Genomic DNA, 16,613 nt, shown 5'->3' with positions numbered 1-16,613 from the left:
TCCCAAAACATGGAAAACGTTATAAATGACCTGCATAAGTAAAAGAATTGTTTTATAATAAAATTGATGCCTGAAATATAAATAAGGAGGAGTGACCGTTGGGAAATTTTACATATGAAGAATCGTTTCAATTCAAAGAATTCTTCGAAGAAAATAGTCAGATTTTTAAAAATATGCTATTAAAAGAAGCTGTGAATGTTAAAGACAAGATCGAAGAAATTTTAAGAATCGGCAATATCGACCTTGTTAATAATGCACACACACTTGTTATTTTTATCATTGACGAGAAGGATAAAGAGCTTCAAGCGTTTGCGGAACAGGAAGGGATCGCTTGGGCCACACATTCTCTTGCCATCTCATTTAAATTAGAGTGGGTACAGGCTATACGTCGAACACTATGGAATTTTTTCCAAAAGTATACCGAATTGCACAGTAATGTGAAGAGTTTTAACTTCTTTGAGATGGAAAAGCAAATTAACAACCGAGTAGACTATTTTTTGAACTCCTTCTTTATTAGTTATACGACTTATAAAGATTCGCTTATAAAGGCACAGAGGGAGCTAGTTGAAAACCTTTCCGTTCCAATTATTCCAATCACTCCCACTGTATGCATACTCCCTTTAATCGGGGCAATTGACGCTGATCGCACTGAAATCATCGAAGATAAAATGTTAACCGAAATAAGCGAAAAGCGTATTCAAACATTGATTATGGACTTATCCGGAGTTGCAGAAATAAGTAGTGATCATATTTACCGAATGATCCAAATCATCGATGGCGCTTCACTGATGGGATGTAAGACGGTAATTACCGGATTACGGAAGGAAGTTGTAAGAAAAATAACTCACCTGGGGATCAAGTTAGATGAAGACGTCAAAACGTTAGGTACGTTACAACAGGCATTAAGAGAATATTTTAGTAAATAATTAAAATTATGAAATATAGTAGAAAAATTGGAAGGCGTATCATATAGCTTAGGATATGCCTTTCAATTTTTGCTGTAAGCCTAAAAAAAGTTTTCAAGACGGTTCTTTACACCTAGTCATGCATAAAATTCCGGGACGATCAATCCTTTACTCGAGGATGGGATTATATTAATTCAAAAGCCACTTATGGTTAAGATACTTAATCGGTATTTGGTTATCAAAAACTGTACCAGCATCGCGTTCATCATTGCTTTTATTAAGCTTTACTCCTTTCTCTTTTTAATAAAAATAACAATAAAAATGACGAGCCCAATCCCTAACACTGCATAAACGACATTCGAATAAACTCCCATATAGCCGACGATGCTTTTCCAGGAATCTCCGACCTTCGCCCCCAGGTTTACAAGCACCGTGTTCCAGATCAGTGTCCCGAGAGAAGTCAGTAGTAGAAACAGTCCAAAGTTCATGCGGGACATGCCTGCCGGAATCGAGATCAAGCTCCTTATTAAAGGAATAAAACGGCAGAAAAACACTGTCCAACCTCCGTGCTTTTGAAACCATTTGTTTGCACGATGGATGTCTTTCCGTCCAAGCCTTAAGAGCCCTCCCCATTTATCAATTATCTCTTCCATTTTATCCATATCTAGACGGGTGCCTATAAAGTAGAGAATAACGGCTCCAACCACTGAGCCGATCGTGGAAGAGGTCACAGCCCCAAAGACTGTTAAATTTGTGGAGATAGTCATGAAACCGCCGAACGTTAGTATGATTTCAGATGGAATCGGAGGGAAGATATTTTCTGCAGCGATCAAGAGAAATATGCCGATATATCCGTATTGTTCAATGATATCAGTGATCCAATTCTCCATTGAAGAACTCCTTTACGAGGTCGGATTTCGTTTACAAGAAGCAAGGTCCTTCCATAAGAGAGAAAAGCCTTTGAAGAAATTTGCTGCCTTCATTATTGCTTACCCTCGTTATACAGAGAATTAACGTAAGTACTGGCACTCGAGGAAACACAAGAAAACAGATGAAATTTCTTTCATCTGTTTCCGAGAGGAGCTAACATTCAGTTAAAGTCTTATTCTTCGCTCTTACTTGCCGCTGCTTCCTTTTGGATAATAGCAGCAATCGCCTTTTCAGTTTCTTGCTCAGCTGCTTTTCGATCTTTTCTTAGTGAGTTAAAAAGTGAGAAGCACATCAATATCAGGATAATCGTAAACGGCAGTGCAGCAATCAAGGAAGCTGTTTGCAAGCCCTGTAATCCGCTGCTAATGATCAGTACAGCCGAGATTGCAGCGATCAGGACACCCCAGACAACCTTCGAAAACATGGATGGATTAAGTTTCCCATCCGATGTCATCATTCCTAAAACGAAAGTCGCAGAGTCAGCAGATGTCACCAGGAACACACAGATCAAGAAGATCGATAAACCAGACAAGATAGTTGTGAAAGGAAAGTTTTCAAGAGTGACAAACAATGCGCTTGTAACATCATTCCCAACAGCAGCTGCGATTCCAGCATTCTCGAAAAGATCGAGATGAAGCGCTGCCCCTCCGAATATTGCGATCCAGACCATCGCGATCAGCGGAGGAACGATCAGAACGCCGAATACCATCTCACGAATCGTACGGCCTCTCGAAATTCTGGCAACAAAAGCTCCGATGAACGGTGACCATGCGATAACCCACGCCCAGTAAAAGACTGTCCAATCTTTTACCCAGGTTCCGCCTTTATATGGCGTCATATAAAAGCTCATTTCCATAAAGTGCTGGATATAGTCTCCGATTGCCAGTGTAAAGCTCTCCAGGATAAAGACTGTTGGTCCAAGGAATAAAACGAATAGCATAAGAACAAGAGCTAAACCAAGGTTCAGGTTACTCAGGATTTTAATCCCTTTGTTCAGACCTGAAGTAGAGGACCACAGATAAAGGACGAGCAGTGCACCGGTAATCGCAAGCTGTATCCCGGCATTCTGCGGAATGTCATACATGTAGTTTAATCCGCCGTTGATTTGCAAAATGCCCATTCCGAGAGATGTCGCAACCCCCATCACGGTTGCAATAACAGCAAGAATATTGATCGTTTTCTTTATTCCTGCTTTCTTTTTACTTTTACTTTTTCCTTCCGAGAGTATTGTTTCGCTGATCAGGCTTCTCCGCTCTTTCTTGTACTGGAAGTAGGACATCGCAAGGCCAACAACGGTAAAGACTGACCACTGGTGGATGCCCCAGTGGAAGAAGGAATAACGCATCGCAGTCCTGGCAGCTTCTTCCGTCCCGCCTTCAACGCCAAGCCCGAACGGGGGATTCGCAAAGTGTGTCATCGGTTCAGCTACTCCCCAGAAAACCAATCCAACGCCAAAGCCTGCGCTAAACAGCATCCCGACCCAGGTAAAATAGGAATACTCCGGTTTGTCCCCTTCTTTTCCTAATTTAACTTTTCCGTATTTTCCGATGGCAAGGTAAAGACAAAACAGAACAAAAAAGATAACAGAAAGTAAATAAAACCAGCCAAATTCATTTGTCGTAAAGTTATAAACCGATCCTGCTATTTTGGCAAATCCCTGTGGGGCTGCAGCTCCCCAGATAACAATTAACGTGATCACGATTGCAGAAACCCAGAAGACAGGGTTACGGTGGTTCGAATTCATAAACTCTCCCCTTTTCTACGGCAAATTGTAAGGCGGGGATACTCATTAGGAAGGATCTGGAAACTTTCCTTTGAGTCATCCCCAGCTCCTTAAACGATTTTCCGATGTTTTAGTTTAAAGCTGACTACCTTTGGTTCTGTCATTTCTTGAATCGAAAACTTTACTCCTTCTCTTCCAAGACCTGATCCTTTCACTCCGCCAAACGGCATGCCATCGATTCGGTAATCACTGCTGTCATTGATCATGAGGCCGCCTACGTTCAAACGGGTAATCGCTTCAAAGGCCACCTCGATATCACTGGTAAATATCCCAGCATGCAGGCCATAGTCAGCGTCGTTTGCTTTTGTGATCGCTTCTTCAAGATCCGCAACAGAGTATAATAGAACGACTGGACCGAACACCTCTTGCCTCGCGATTGTGCAGTCATCCGGTACGTCTGTTAACACAGTCGGCTCGAAATAGGCTCCGTTCCGGTGGCCCCCTGCTAAAAGCGTTGCGCCTTTTTCAACCGCTTCGTTCACCCACTCCTCGACTCTTTTTGCTTCCTTTTCGGTAATCATCGGTCCCATGTCCGTTAAATCAAGGAGCTTGTCACCCATCTTGATCTGTTTCGTCTGTTCCACAAACATGGAGGTGAAAGTCTCATAGCTATCTTCTTCGATATAAACTCGCTGTACCCCGATACAATTCTGTCCAGCTGCAGAAAAAGCACCGGATACAGTCGATTCGACAGCATGTTCCATGTCCGCATCGTTCAAAACGAGAACCGGCGAATTTGAGCCAAGTTCCATGCTGATCTTCTTTAAGCCGGCCTTGTGGGTGATTTCCTCACCGGTTTCCAGCCCTCCTGTGAAAGAAATCATTCTAACATCAGGATGAGTTACAAGAACATCCCCGATCTCTCTGCCGCTTCCAGTAATGACGGTTAGAACTTTTTCTGGCAGGCCCGCAACATCAAATGCTTCGGCAAGTAATAGGGCACTTAATGGGGTAACGGTTGCAGGTTTTACGATGATCGCGTTTCCTGATGCGATCGCCGGTCCGATTTTATGGGCAACAAGGTTCAACGGATCATTGAAAGGAGTGATCGCACCGATGATGCCGATAGGAAAACGATAATAGTAACCGAGGCGATCTTCACTTCCTTCTCTCTGGTCAAAAGGAATCGTTTCACCGTTGATCCTTCTTGCTTCCTCAGCCGAAAGCCGCAACGTTTCGATGCATCGCTGGGTCTCCCCTCTTGCCTCTGTGATCGTTTTGCTTCCTTCACGGGCGATGGTAACAGCGTACTTCTCTCTGTTTTCCTCTATATAATCCGCTGCCCTGTTTATAATCTTCATCCTCTGATGCACTGGCATCGCAGCAGCAGTTTTAGCGCCTTCTTTTGCTTCCTCAATCGCTTTTATCATATAGGATGCAGTTGCAGCAGGCACCTCGGCGATGATGGAATTATCCTTCGGGTCATACACCCCGGCCGTTTTTTCCGCCTCGACCCAATTGCCTGCAAGATACATCTTTTGCACCGCAGTTTTTGTTGTCATTATTGTTCCACCTTTCTGCTTATGATGTAACCGCTTCCTTTTTTCCTTGAAAATGAATCAGGTCGATCAACAGGGCATATCCGGTTTCTGTTATGCCTGCTCCCGCTCCAGATAATGTAATCGGCCCCGCGAGGTTACAATAATAGGTCACCGCATTTGTCGCGCCTGTGATCGATGCGAGCGGATCATCCAGAGGTAGCTTTTCCGGACCCACTGTTGCGGTAACTTTTCCACCGTCGTTTTTCAATCGTGCGAGCAGTTTCCACCGCTTTCCGTTGTTCTTTGCTTCTTCGATGTCTTCAAGCGTAATATCGCTGATTCCTTTGCACGCTACGTCTTCAATGGCAACCGGTACGTTTAATACATGCTGGGACAGGATGACGGTTTTATACCTCACATCATATCCCTCGATGTCATTTGTCGGGTCAGCTTCAGCATATCCCTTCGCTTGTGCTTCCTTTAAGGCATCTTCAAACGGAAGTCCTTCTTCCATTTTCGTTAAAATATAATTGGAAGTGCCGTTAAGAATCCCGCAAATTTCGTAGATTTCATTCCCGGCAAGTGTTGTTAACGGCATTCGAAGTGCAGGTGTGCCGCTCATTACCGTTCCTTCAAACCCAAAATATACCCCGTTTTGCTCGGCCAGTTCGTTTAACTCCTCGTAAGCGAGTGCCACAGGCCCTTTATTCGTTGTCACTACATTCTTTTTGCTTTTAAAAGCCGCTTTACAATGATCGATCGCCGGTTGTCCTGTTTTCACATCTGTGAACGTCACCTCGATAATCGTGTCGGCATTCGTTTTCTTTATAGTTTCCATGCTATCAAGGTCCCTTATCAGTCCCGGCTCTTCAGGATAATCGTCGAGTGAACCTGTAGACCTGACAACCTCAACAGCTTTTTTTAAGTCGAGTCCATCTGGTTGATAGACCGATCCTTTCATCATGTCAGTGATCGCGACGACTTTTGTTTCGAAACCGTATTGTTGACTCAGTGTGTCTTCCTGCTTTATTAAAATGTCTGCCAATCCCTGGCCGACTCCTCCAAAACCGATGAAGGCTAATCGATGACTCATTACTCCACCTCCGTTAATCTTGTTTTAACAGCCTGTGAGCTGTTTCTGTTAAAATTGCTGTTCCTATCGGCAAGCATGTTTCATCAATATCAAAGATCGGCGTGTGTAGATCTCTGCTGATGCCATCCGGCAAAGCACATCCAAGAAAAAACATCGCTCCCGGAATCTCTTTTGTGATAAATCCAAAGTCCTCTCCGCCAAGACCAAATGGACCATGCTCGATTTTTATATCCCTGTAGAGTTGGGATGCCGCCTCCACAATCTCCCTGTTGATCACAGGGTCGTTGTTCAACGCCGGTTCGCCTCTTTCGAGTACAAACTCATATCTTCCTCCAAGAGCCTCCACCATTCTAAAGGCTGATTCCACCTCAGAGACCAGCTGTTCCCTTGCTTCCGGTGTATAAGACCGGAGCGTCCCTGTGATAGAAGCTTCCTCAGGAATCACGTTGCTTGCAGTTCCGGCATTGACTTTACAAATACTCATCACAGCCGTTTCAAGCGATGAAAGTCTCCGGTTTACGATTCCGTATAGTACCGGAAGTACGGAGGAGAGCATCCAGATCGGGTCTGTCCCGAGATGTGGGTATCCCCCATGCCCGCCGGTTCCATAAACTTTCCCTTCGAACACATCGATATTCGCCATGCTGTAGTGATCATTAACCTGGATGGTGCCAGGGGATTGCCACGGACAGACATGGAGCGCAACAGCTGCATCTACTCCATCAAGCACCCCATCTTCCATCATCCTCGGAGCCCCTGTTTTTCCTTCTTCATCAGTATCTTCCTCAGCCGGTTGAAAGATCAGCTTTACCGTGCCGTTAAGAAGGTTGTTTTGCTTATCTTCAACAAGAAGGGATGCCGCTCCGAGCAGCATCGCAGTATGGGCATCATGTCCGCAAGCGTGCATGATGCCGTCATTGTTTGACCGAAAACTATGAGAAGGTGCTTCCTTTATCGGAAGGGCGTCCATATCTGCCCGAAGCGCAACCGTAGGACCGTTTCCTGATGAGATCGTTCCTACAACACCAGTTTTTCCAACACCGGTTTGAATAGAATCGACACCGATTTCCTTAAGGTTTTCGATTACGAACCGGGAAGTCTCCACTTCCTTAAAACTCAGTTCAGGGTTTGCGTGGATCGTTCTTCTCCAGGTAACAAGCTTTTCATACAGTCCTTTTGCCCTCACTGCTAAATCCAGCTTTTCAGTAATCACGCTTTTCACTCCCATATGGGCTGAACGCTATACTACCGCGCCTGCCTCCACAGCTTTAAACGCCTGTTCAAGATCAGCGATCAAGTCCTCGATGTCCTCGATACCTGCGGAATAACGGATCAGTCCCTCAGGAATGCCCATAGCCGCCCGTTCTTCTGGTGTACATTCCACATGGCTCGTCGTTCTTGATGGCCCAACAGTCGTTTCAACTGCGCCAAGATTTGCTGCTCTGTTTGCATATTTTAGCTTGGGAAGAAGATCTCGAACCGTTTCTACGCCGCCCTTTACCGCAAAACTCAGCATGCCGCCGAAGTCTTTCATCTGTTTCTTTGCGATGTCATGACCTGGATGTGTTTCAAGCCCCGGGTAGTAAACCGCCTCGACAAGGTCCTGTTTTTGCAGATACCGGGCTACCTTCATCGCGTTTTCACACTGCTGCCTTACACGAAGATGCAATGTTTTCATTCCTCTTAGCAACAAGTAAGCTGCCATCGGATCCAGTGTAGCACCGTTGATTTCCCGATAGTGGTAGATCTTTTCCACAATCTCTTCTTTTCCGCAAACGACACCACCGAGTGCGTCCGCATGCCCTCCGAGAAACTTTGTTGCGCTGTGGATGACGAGGTCTGCTCCGAGTGCGATCGGATTCTGGTTCATCGGTGTTGCGAACGTGTTATCGACTACGACAAGCGCTCCTGCTGCGTGGCCCGCTTTTGCCATCCGTTCGATGTCTGTGATCTTCACTGTCGGGTTAGTCGGGCTTTCAAGATAAAGGATTTTACAGCCCTTCGCTACCTCTGCTTCGATCGCTTCATGGTCACCGGTGTCACAGAGCTCGACATCGATATTCAGCCTTGGCAAAAACTCTGTAAAGATTTTATTTGTTCCGCCGTAAGTGTCCTTGATCGAGACGATTCGATCACCCGGTACTAGAAATGTCGCAAGCGTATTGCTGATCGCTGCCATTCCTGTTGAAAAACTGGTTGCTGCCTCTGCACCTTCAAGTGATTTCACTTTGTCTTCGAACGCCTGAACAGTCGGGTTTGTGTTTCTTCCATAAATGTGTCCTTTCTTGTTCCCGACAGCCACTTCATACCACTCGTCCATATCGTCATAGCCAAATGAAACGCTGTGAACGACGGGCACCTGAGTCGCACCGTGTACTAGATAATCTTTTTCTCCGTCCCATACCGATTTTGTTCCTAAACGTGTATTGTTGTTCATATCAACAGCTCCTTATGTTAGTTGAGTTAGTTGGTTCCTTTTGCCAATACTGGAACCAGCTTTATAATTTTTTAAAATGTTATACGCATGAACGGCAATGGCCGTATCCTGCACCCCGGTCCCTGTTAGATCGCAGACCGTGATCTGGTCATCATGCGTTCTTCCTTGCCGTTTTCCCGATGTGATCTCACCGAGCTCGACCGCTTTCGCAAACATCGCGTCGCTGTCTGAAGCATGATGAAGCTCCCCAAGGCGCTTGCTCTGCTCTCTTACATCGCAAACGAAAAGGTCAGCCTTCTCAAGGATACCTGCTTCCAGCTCCTGTTTCTCTTCTGCGTCCGATCCCATCGCCGTGATGTGAAGCCCCGGATGAAGCCACTCCGCCTTGATAACAGGCTTTTTCGAGGGGGTTGTCGTGATGACAACATCGCTTTCCGTTACGACCTGTTCAGGGGAAGAAGCAATGGTCACCTTCATCCCCAGGTCTTTTTCCATCTCTTCTGCAAACTCTCTTACTCTTTTTTCAGTTGGTCCGTAAACCGTTACCTGTTCAATGTCTCTCATGAGCTTCAGCGCCTTGAGTTGATAGCGGGCCTGGGAACCTGCTCCGATCACCCCGGCTGTCCTTGCATTCTCGCTGGCAAGGTAGTTCGCGGCTACCGCTCCTGCAGCGGCTGTGCGAATGTCGGTCAAGTAACCGTTATCGAGCAACAGGGATTCCGGTTGGCCCGTCACACTGTTTATCAGCATCATCAGACCGTTTCCGCTTGGCAGACCCAGCTTGTAGTTGTTAAAGAATCCGGAGGAAACCTTGATCGCGAACATTTCTATGCCTTCCACGTAGGCTGACTTCACGTCTACCTCCCCGTTATGTTCCGGCACATCCACCCGCATGATCGGCGGCATCGCGACATTTTTCGTTTCTAGACTCGTAAACGCATCATCGATGACCTGGATCGTTTCATGGTTCAGCTGGATGTGCCGGTAAATCTCATCCTTTGTATAAATGATCATGAAATTTCTCCATGTGGGATTGTTCCGGTTTCCATGTTCCCAACCACCATCAGATTCTGTGTCGTAATCAGCTCTCTAGGGAAATCTGCCAGCACTTCGCATCCTTTATCCGTAACAAGGAAGGATTCACTGATTTCAACTCCATGATCGTCGTACCAGATTCCCGGGATCATGTGGAAGGTCATGTTCGGCTTCAAGACTGTTTTATCGCCGTTTCTAATACTTGCAGTATGCTCGCCCCAATCCGGCGGATAATTTAGCCCCATCGAATAGCCGATTCTGGAATCCTTGATGATGCCGTACTTCGAAATCGTATTTCTCCAAACTTCCTCTACCTCTTCACATGTCACACCTGGTTTTACAAAATCGAGGGCATTGTTCAGGCCTTCGACTACGACTTTCGACAGGTCTTTCATTTGTTCAGATGGCGGACCGATCGATACTGTCCTTGCAAGCGGAGCGTGGTAGCGTTTGTAGCACCCAGCGAGCTCGATGATAACCATGTCTTTGTTTCTGTACTTTTTGTCTGTCCAGGTCAGGTGTGGAGTCGAGGTATTTTCCCCTGACGGAAGCATCGGGACGATCGCCGGGTAATCCCCGCCAAACTCCGGTGTTCCGCTGATCAGCTTCTGGTAGATTTCAGCAACTACATCGCACTCCCGGACCCCTTCTGCGATTGCTTCTATGCCTTTTTTCATCGCTTTTTCTACTATTTTTGCGGCTTTCCTGATATATTCGATCTCTTGAGGAGATTTGATGATTCGCACATGATTGATTAACAGTGTTGCATCTTTCCATTTTGCGTTCGGAAGCCCCTGTTTGAGGCGCTCATACGCAAGTGCTGTGAAATAGTAAGCTCCCATCTCAACCCCGATCGTTCGGTTTCCTTGCCCGATTTGGACCAAAATCTCTGCCACAAAATCCATCGGATGCTTCGTGGAAGAATGAACATAGTCATCGGAATAAGGAATGATGTTTTCATGGTAAAGCCATGTCGTCGCTTTTGCTCCGTTGGCATCCATCTTCCTTCCGATCCAGAGAGGCTGTTCTTCATCAATGATCAACACAACCATCTGGTCTACATAAAAGGACCAACCATCATAACCGGAAATATAGTTCATGTTGGCAGGATCGGTGATAAGCAGAACATCGATCCCCTGTTCAATCATCCGCCGCTTCGTGCGTTGAATTCTTTCCTGGAATTCCCTTAGTTCAAAAGAGACCATTGGGAAATCCCTCCCCTCTTACATTTTCCATTAATTTTAAATATTCAATTTATTCATACATTTATCATAGTGGATTCCCTAAAAACGAAACAATGGCAAAACTGTATGAAGTTGATTTTCTTAAATTAGACAATTTAACTAAAAAGTCTGTACTAAAAAACCTGCCCATCGGCAGGTTTTCAGGCTTGAAGTATAGTTATGTATGGAATGGAAGGCCTCCCGATAGATACGGGCCTTTTATTCGGGAGGTGAAATCTGCTCGAGTTTACTTCTGTCTGTTATTAATGATAGGTAGTTTCATAGGCTGCAGGCTGCATTCCCATCGACCATATTTTAATACTGAGGTCTAACAAAAAGACATCATCAGGGTCTACTAGTGAAAGATCAGTAAGTGACTCTATTTTTCGCAGCCTGTATAACAATGATTGGCGATGCAGGTTTAGCTGTCTTGCTGTCTGGCTTACGTTTCCATTATTGCGATGATATGCGGAGAATGTGCCGATCAAGTCCATTTGCCGCTTTTCATCGTATGCCAGGAGAGGGGTGATCGTAGTCATGGTCACTTCCTGAACCTCTGTGTCCTCCGATAATCTCTGCAGCAGCCGATTCACCTTCGTGTCTTCATAGTTGACGCGATACCCTGCTCCCTTTTGCCTTCTCCCAAGATCAAGGGCCACCTTAGCCTTTTCATAGCTTTTATGAAACACAAAAACACCGTCATGGTCCTGGCCGATACCCCATGAGAGCATCACACCAGGCAGAAGCTTTTTCAACCTTCTTTCCACCAAATCGAGAAACTGGTTGACGGTTTGCGAACTTTTCTCATGTTCCGCTTCTAAAAAGATTACGACCTGGTCCTGCTCCACTGTTGTTAAAATACGCCTTTCTACCATCTCACCGGCATATACGATCTCTTCCTCTACATAGTAGATCATGCTTTCAAACCAGTGAACATAGGAGGAGAATTCTTTTTTGGTTTTCTTGAAAAGCTCCTTTAAATTTTCAAGCTGCCCTATAACACAAACGTAAGGAAGGGAGAGATTAAAGCCGAGCATTTTTCCTCGTGACAGCATACGCTCTTTCGAAGGAATCTCACCGTTCGCGATGCTCCAGATGAAGTCATCTTTCAATCTCATTTCTGTTTCTTCAATCGCATTATCTTTTAAGAAAGCGAGGGCCGCAGCAGTTACAGCATGTTCAAGAATATTTATCTCAAAGTCTTTCAGTTCCTTTTTTTCCTTTGATAGAAAAACGATAAGCCACCCCTGGTTGGTATCGCTGGATTGGATCTTCACTTTTAATGCCCGGGTATTCTCGATCACGACTTCTTCGACCTTTTTTTGAAGTGGATGGAGCTGTTGATCGTCACTTTTACTCGGTTCACTGAAACTCTTTTGAAAATACTTGTCCCACTTATCCAGCAATTCTTGTGAACATTTCGCTTTCCCTTTGATTTTCCCCTTTTGATCAGCGACAAGCACAGGAAGGCCGATTTCTTTTTGGACAAACCTTGCAATATCTGAACAATCTCCGCCCAGCAAAACCAGTTGAAGAAGCTGCTGCTGTAACTCTTCAGATCGTTTTAACTCCTCCTGTTGATTCTGGTTGAGACAATCCATACAGTTCTGTATCACTTCAGCAAAACGGACCTCCCATGGAAGCTCGACAACTACAAAATTCTTTTTCTCCGCAAACTGGACCACGCTGTTAGGAATATCATAGATGTGCCTTCCGGTTGCTAATGCAAGGATCGACGCTCCCGATTCATACACTTCTTTTACAAATTCAAGCAGTATTTCCTCATTATGGCCGCATCCTATCCCGGTACTCAGGACAAACTCATTTTTCCGGACAAAATTTTCTACTGGTGTTTCGATAACCGAAACCCATTCCACCTTTTTTTCTGCAAGTTCTTCTTTTCCAGCAAGAATTTTAGCTTCCTGCATCGTTGGGAGGTTGATAACTTTCGCTGCGCTCATTCCCATGGTTCTTCCTCCTATCAGTTTCTGTTGAGGTAATCATTGATTACAGCATGCAGGCTTAATGGATCGACGTTACTCCCGCTAATAATGGCAGCTGTTTGCTTTACAGGCGACTTGATTTTATCGTGCAGCACGGCTGCGACCGCTGTTGCTGCAGCTCCCTCAACGCCGATTCGATGGTTTTGAAACATAAACCCCATTCCATCTGCTATTTCTTCCTCTGTTAAAAGGACGATTTCATCCATGTATCGTTTTACCATCTGGAATGTGTACTCATTTTCAAGGCCGATTCCGCCCAATAGGCTGTCTGCAAGTGTACTTTCTTCTTTTATGACTACTGGCCTCTCCGCTTTAATGCTCTCATGCATCACTGCTGACCTTTCCATCGACACTCCGATAACTTTTATAGAAGGATCTGTTTGTTTTAAAACAGCACCGATCCCTGATAACAGCCCTCCCCCTGAAAGAGGCACGACAACTGAGTCTATATCAGGAAACTGCTCCAGCAGCTCGAGCCCTATCGTCCCCTGGCCCGCAATAACATAGGGATCATCAAATGGCTTGATGACAGTAATCCCTTCCGTATTTTCGAGAAAGTAACAATGGGACTCGGCGTCATCCTGATTCTCGCCGATAATCTTCACTTCCGCTCCCATCTCACGAATCTTATCCACTTTTACTTTTGGTACGCGGTTTGAAATGCAAACAATCGCTCTGATGCCAAGCTGTTTGGCGATATATGCAACTGCCATTCCATGGTTTCCGGTAGAAAATGTCGTCACGCCCCGTTCCTTCTCCTCCTGGGACAAACTGAGGATCTTATTTGCGGCTCCTCTAATTTTAAAGGCGCCTATCGGCTGGAGATTCTCCATTTTCAGATGGATCGCAGCACCTTTTTGAGAGAGAAGCGGGGAATGTAAAAGAGGCGTTTTTTCGATATATGCTGAGATCCTCTTTCTTGCCTTCCAGACTTCTCGCAAAGATACGTCATTTTTAATAGACTTCGAATCATGGCTAACCGATGACATTAATGTGCACCTCCAACAGGTGAATTTGTTCATTCCCGGAGATTATATATAAATTCTGTATTTTCTGTCAATTATACCAAATACTCAAGATGTTTTTAATTCAAAACTAAAATAGAGACTAATTTACTAGAATCACCTCCATCTACCTCTTAATATTACAAATTAAAAAGATTGTCTAAAGTTTCTCATATTTACTATGCAGCCCTCTGGCTATGTTAAAGTGAAAATGCAGACAACAAACCTCCTTCAACCCCCTAAAGATAAAACCCACGCTTTATAAGAGCGTGGGTTTTATCTTGATTTTTTCTGCAATGATTCCTTACTGATACAAATGAGTTAACCTCTTGTTAAATCAAAGGGTTCTTTTTTAGATGTGCAAAATGGGAAACGGCCAAGAAAATGGCGTAATGGGATGTGGACCAAATTGCTAAATAAAAGAAGAAACAAAACTCCAATTATACTGCAACTACCTTGAAATTCTTATCTTTAATAATTTTTGAATATAACTAGCGATTAATGTAATTAAATAAACTGAGACCATAAACCTAATAATTTGAAAGGAATAAACTTTTTCTAGAATAAAAGGAAACAAGACAAAAAGACAAGAGAACAGTGAAACGATAAATAAGTATACTAAATTGAATGATCTCATAGTTTCTTGTCCCCTTAATTTTTTAGTTAAAAGCACATTTCAATGCCACTAATGACGCCCAACACAAGATTAACAACTTTAATATCTTAACAAACCAAAAAAGTTAGTGAAAAATACTGAGAGTATTATTATAACTGTGAAACCTAATTGACTTACGGTAAGAATATAAGCTTTTCGGTTTGTGGCATATTTCCACTCCATGATAGCCCGAGCTGTCTCAGATACAATGATATAAATAAAAAGCACAAAGGATGGTTCCCAAATCCATGCCCTTCCATTAGAGATGTTTATCAATGCAAGAAAAAATCCAAACAGTAAAACGATTAAAAAGGTAATCCGAATAGTCCAATCGACTTTTTTGTGTTTTTCATTAACATGGTTATATGAAAATAATTTTTTCTTATCAACTTTTAGCCATTTTCTCATCACTGTATGAAATAGATAGAGCAACAAAAAAATAAAAACTAACAAAAGAGCAATGTTATACACAATCTATTTTCTCCCCTTCTTTAAAATGTAAATAGACTTAAATTTATTTTAGCATTATTTGGAAATAAATCACCAAAAAAAAACGGCGTGTTACTTTACACGCCGTTTAATCTATCACTTTGTACTTTTACCCCTCTTCTTATTGGTAGTTGATAATCGCTGGATTCGGATCAAGCTTCAGGATTTCTTCCGGGGTCAAAACTGGTTTTTCTTTCTTGTAAAATACTTTGAAGCCTCCATATTGAACGGATTCGTTACGGACGAACTTGCCGTACAGTGACATTTTGGAAGCAGAAGGCCCGTGTCCATCAAAGTTTAGGACGACCTGGACGTTATCAGCAGGCTTTATCGCCTTTTTATTGGTAATCATCTTATCCATAAACTGGTGGACAACAACGATTTTAGGAGGCAAATTGTTCTCCTCAACAAGATCGGACACGTATTCTACTGCTTCTTGAACTTCTTTTCCATCCACCTGTCCAAGGTCTAGCCCTGGTGTCTGACCGTCTGTAACATGAAACTCAGGATCGATCGCCAGGTGAACATACGGCAGTTTCAGCCATTTTTCTAGTAACTTCACCTGATGGAGCGGTGTGTCCTGGCCAAGTTGAACATCAAGCATTAGTAGCGCATTGTTTTCTTTTGCAAGATCGGCATATTTCTGAATATCTTTTTCAGACGTAACGTGATAGTACTTGCCGTTTCCCCCGGGGTTGCGCTGGGCGACAGTAGCGATTAGCTCAATCATCGGAATCGCCGGACGGGTAGGGTCAACATTAGAATATTCCTGTGTTTGTTCCTTTAGTTTTGCCATTAACGCATCGGGCTCCATTTCACCAAGAATCCCCATGTTCGTTGATTGCGGGTGGCCATAAAAGGCAACGATACGATTATTTTTCAAAGGGCCGTCGGTTTTATCAACGTTTCCTTTAATTAACGTTTGCCCTGCAGGCGTGTTTCTCGTCCGGTCGCCTCCCTGTGCCTGGGCAGCAGGCATTTTAGCCAACTCTTCTTCCGTCAATGTTTCGTTTAAGGGCTTCGCATCTTTCGAAGGTTCTAAAGCTTTGAAAGGCTGGGCCGGTGTATCCTGTTCTTCAGACTTCTCTTCTTCAGCTTTTTCTTCTTTCAGTGTTTCTTCATCATCCCTGGCCTTTTCTTCTTTCTTCGTTTCTTCATCGTCTTTCTTCTCTTCTTTTTTATCGTCTTGTTGTTCGGAACTTGCCTTTTCAGCTGATAAGTCAGATGCTGCTTCCGTACAGGCAGTTAGAATACCAGCAACGAGTGTAACGAGGAACAACAGGTAAAACTTCTTCATGATTCGTCACATCCTTATGTATTATATGAGTAGATTGATAGACTGATAGGATTTAACTTCTTCCCCAATCTATCCACCTGCTATTCTTTTAATTTACTTAAACTACAACTTATAAACGGCCAATCCATCAATCTAACCTTTTTAGTCCTATACACCCAGTCTTCATAGACCAGAGAGTTATCCACAATAAAGTAGGGAAACCTCTTTCAAGGCTTCCCCCTTATCAAACCGTACGTGCCCTATTAAGGCATACGGCTTACCCATATGTTACAATGTCA

13 protein-coding genes are annotated in these 16,613 nt (G+C 44.1%); 1 reads left to right on the top strand and 12 read right to left on the bottom strand.

All coding sequences use genetic code 11. From position 1 onward, the window contains the following. The first annotated feature begins 98 nt into the window (after positions 1-98). Positions 99-926, top strand: a complete 828-nt coding sequence (locus FCL54_RS16130; RefSeq protein WP_425467136.1) for an STAS domain-containing protein — start codon at positions 99-101, stop codon at positions 924-926. A 263-nt stretch (positions 927-1,189) separates the two neighbouring features. Here FCL54_RS16130 and FCL54_RS16125 read toward each other — a convergent pair whose 3' ends face one another. The 12 genes from FCL54_RS16125 to FCL54_RS16070 form a co-directional block, all read right to left on the bottom strand. Further along, on the bottom strand, positions 1,190-1,795 hold the full coding sequence (locus FCL54_RS16125; protein WP_138127767.1) for a DedA family protein: 606 nt from the start codon (positions 1,793-1,795) through the stop codon (positions 1,190-1,192). A 212-nt stretch (positions 1,796-2,007) separates the two neighbouring features. After that, positions 2,008-3,579 carry a BCCT family transporter gene (locus FCL54_RS16120; protein WP_138127766.1) on the bottom strand — a complete coding sequence of 524 codons (1,572 nt, stop codon included), beginning with the start codon at positions 3,577-3,579 and terminating at the stop codon, positions 2,008-2,010. An 89-nt stretch (positions 3,580-3,668) separates the two neighbouring features. Beyond that, positions 3,669-5,120 (bottom strand): aldehyde dehydrogenase family protein, encoded by a 1,452-nt coding sequence (locus tag FCL54_RS16115; RefSeq protein WP_138127765.1) that lies wholly within the window; start codon positions 5,118-5,120, stop codon positions 3,669-3,671. Between the two features lie 19 nt (positions 5,121-5,139). After that, complete coding sequence (locus FCL54_RS16110; protein ID WP_138127764.1) at positions 5,140-6,192, bottom strand: homoserine dehydrogenase; 1,053 nt, start codon at positions 6,190-6,192, stop codon at positions 5,140-5,142. Positions 6,193-6,205: 13 nt separating this feature from the next. Continuing rightward, positions 6,206-7,405 carry a M20 metallopeptidase family protein gene (locus FCL54_RS16105; protein ID WP_342773898.1) on the bottom strand — a complete coding sequence of 400 codons (1,200 nt, stop codon included), beginning with the start codon at positions 7,403-7,405 and terminating at the stop codon, positions 6,206-6,208. Between the two features lie 27 nt (positions 7,406-7,432). After that, on the bottom strand, positions 7,433-8,629 hold the full coding sequence (locus FCL54_RS16100; protein WP_138127762.1) for a cystathionine gamma-synthase family protein: 1,197 nt from the start codon (positions 8,627-8,629) through the stop codon (positions 7,433-7,435). Between the two features lie 12 nt (positions 8,630-8,641). Next, positions 8,642-9,643, bottom strand: coding sequence for a cyclodeaminase (locus FCL54_RS16095; RefSeq protein WP_138127761.1), 1,002 nt, complete (start codon positions 9,641-9,643; stop codon positions 8,642-8,644). Further along, positions 9,640-10,869, bottom strand: a complete 1,230-nt coding sequence (locus tag FCL54_RS16090) for a M24 family metallopeptidase (protein ID WP_138127760.1) — start codon at positions 10,867-10,869, stop codon at positions 9,640-9,642. The genes FCL54_RS16095 and FCL54_RS16090 overlap by 4 nt, the downstream gene beginning before the upstream one ends. A 281-nt stretch (positions 10,870-11,150) precedes the next feature. After that, on the bottom strand, positions 11,151-12,854 hold the full coding sequence (locus FCL54_RS16085) for a PucR family transcriptional regulator (protein WP_138127759.1): 1,704 nt from the start codon (positions 12,852-12,854) through the stop codon (positions 11,151-11,153). Between the two features lie 14 nt (positions 12,855-12,868). Continuing rightward, entirely contained in the window at positions 12,869-13,879 is a 1,011-nt protein-coding gene (eutB, locus tag FCL54_RS16080) for a hydroxyectoine utilization dehydratase EutB (protein WP_138127758.1), read from the bottom strand. 730 nt (positions 13,880-14,609) lie between these two features. Next, a complete protein-coding gene (locus tag FCL54_RS16075) occupies positions 14,610-15,020 on the bottom strand; it encodes a DUF4181 domain-containing protein (RefSeq protein ID WP_246055305.1) in 411 nt (136 codons plus the stop codon). Positions 15,021-15,159: 139 nt separating this feature from the next. Beyond that, positions 15,160-16,335 (bottom strand): hypothetical protein, encoded by a 1,176-nt coding sequence (locus FCL54_RS16070; protein ID WP_138127757.1) that lies wholly within the window; start codon positions 16,333-16,335, stop codon positions 15,160-15,162. Positions 16,336-16,613: the final 278 nt, after the last annotated feature.

The organism is Exobacillus caeni (genome assembly GCF_005747095.1).
GTDB classification, from domain to species: Bacteria; Bacillota; Bacilli; order Bacillales; family Guptibacillaceae; genus Exobacillus; species Exobacillus caeni.
Note: the sequence above shows the minus strand (reverse complement) of the source record. Positions and strands in the feature narration are given on the sequence as shown.

Bases quoted from the DNA above. Each gene is read 5' to 3' on its own strand.
- FCL54_RS16095 (WP_138127761.1), bottom strand. From the start codon at position 9,643: ATGATCATTTATACAAAGGATGAGATTTACCGGCACATCCAGCTGAAC.
- FCL54_RS16115 (WP_138127765.1), bottom strand. From the start codon at position 5,120: ATGACAACAAAAACTGCGGTGCAAAAGATGTATCTTGCAGGCAATTGG.
- FCL54_RS16070 (WP_138127757.1), bottom strand. From the start codon at position 16,335: ATGAAGAAGTTTTACCTGTTGTTCCTCGTTACACTCGTTGCTGGTATT.
- eutB (WP_138127758.1), bottom strand. From the start codon at position 13,879: ATGTCATCGGTTAGCCATGATTCGAAGTCTATTAAAAATGACGTATCT.
- FCL54_RS16120 (WP_138127766.1), bottom strand. From the start codon at position 3,579: ATGAATTCGAACCACCGTAACCCTGTCTTCTGGGTTTCTGCAATCGTG.
- FCL54_RS16090 (WP_138127760.1), bottom strand. From the start codon at position 10,869: ATGGTCTCTTTTGAACTAAGGGAATTCCAGGAAAGAATTCAACGCACG.
- FCL54_RS16125 (WP_138127767.1), bottom strand. From the start codon at position 1,795: ATGGAGAATTGGATCACTGATATCATTGAACAATACGGATATATCGGC.
- FCL54_RS16110 (WP_138127764.1), bottom strand. From the start codon at position 6,192: ATGAGTCATCGATTAGCCTTCATCGGTTTTGGAGGAGTCGGCCAGGGA.
- FCL54_RS16100 (WP_138127762.1), bottom strand. From the start codon at position 8,629: ATGAACAACAATACACGTTTAGGAACAAAATCGGTATGGGACGGAGAA.
- FCL54_RS16085 (WP_138127759.1), bottom strand. From the start codon at position 12,854: ATGGGAATGAGCGCAGCGAAAGTTATCAACCTCCCAACGATGCAGGAA.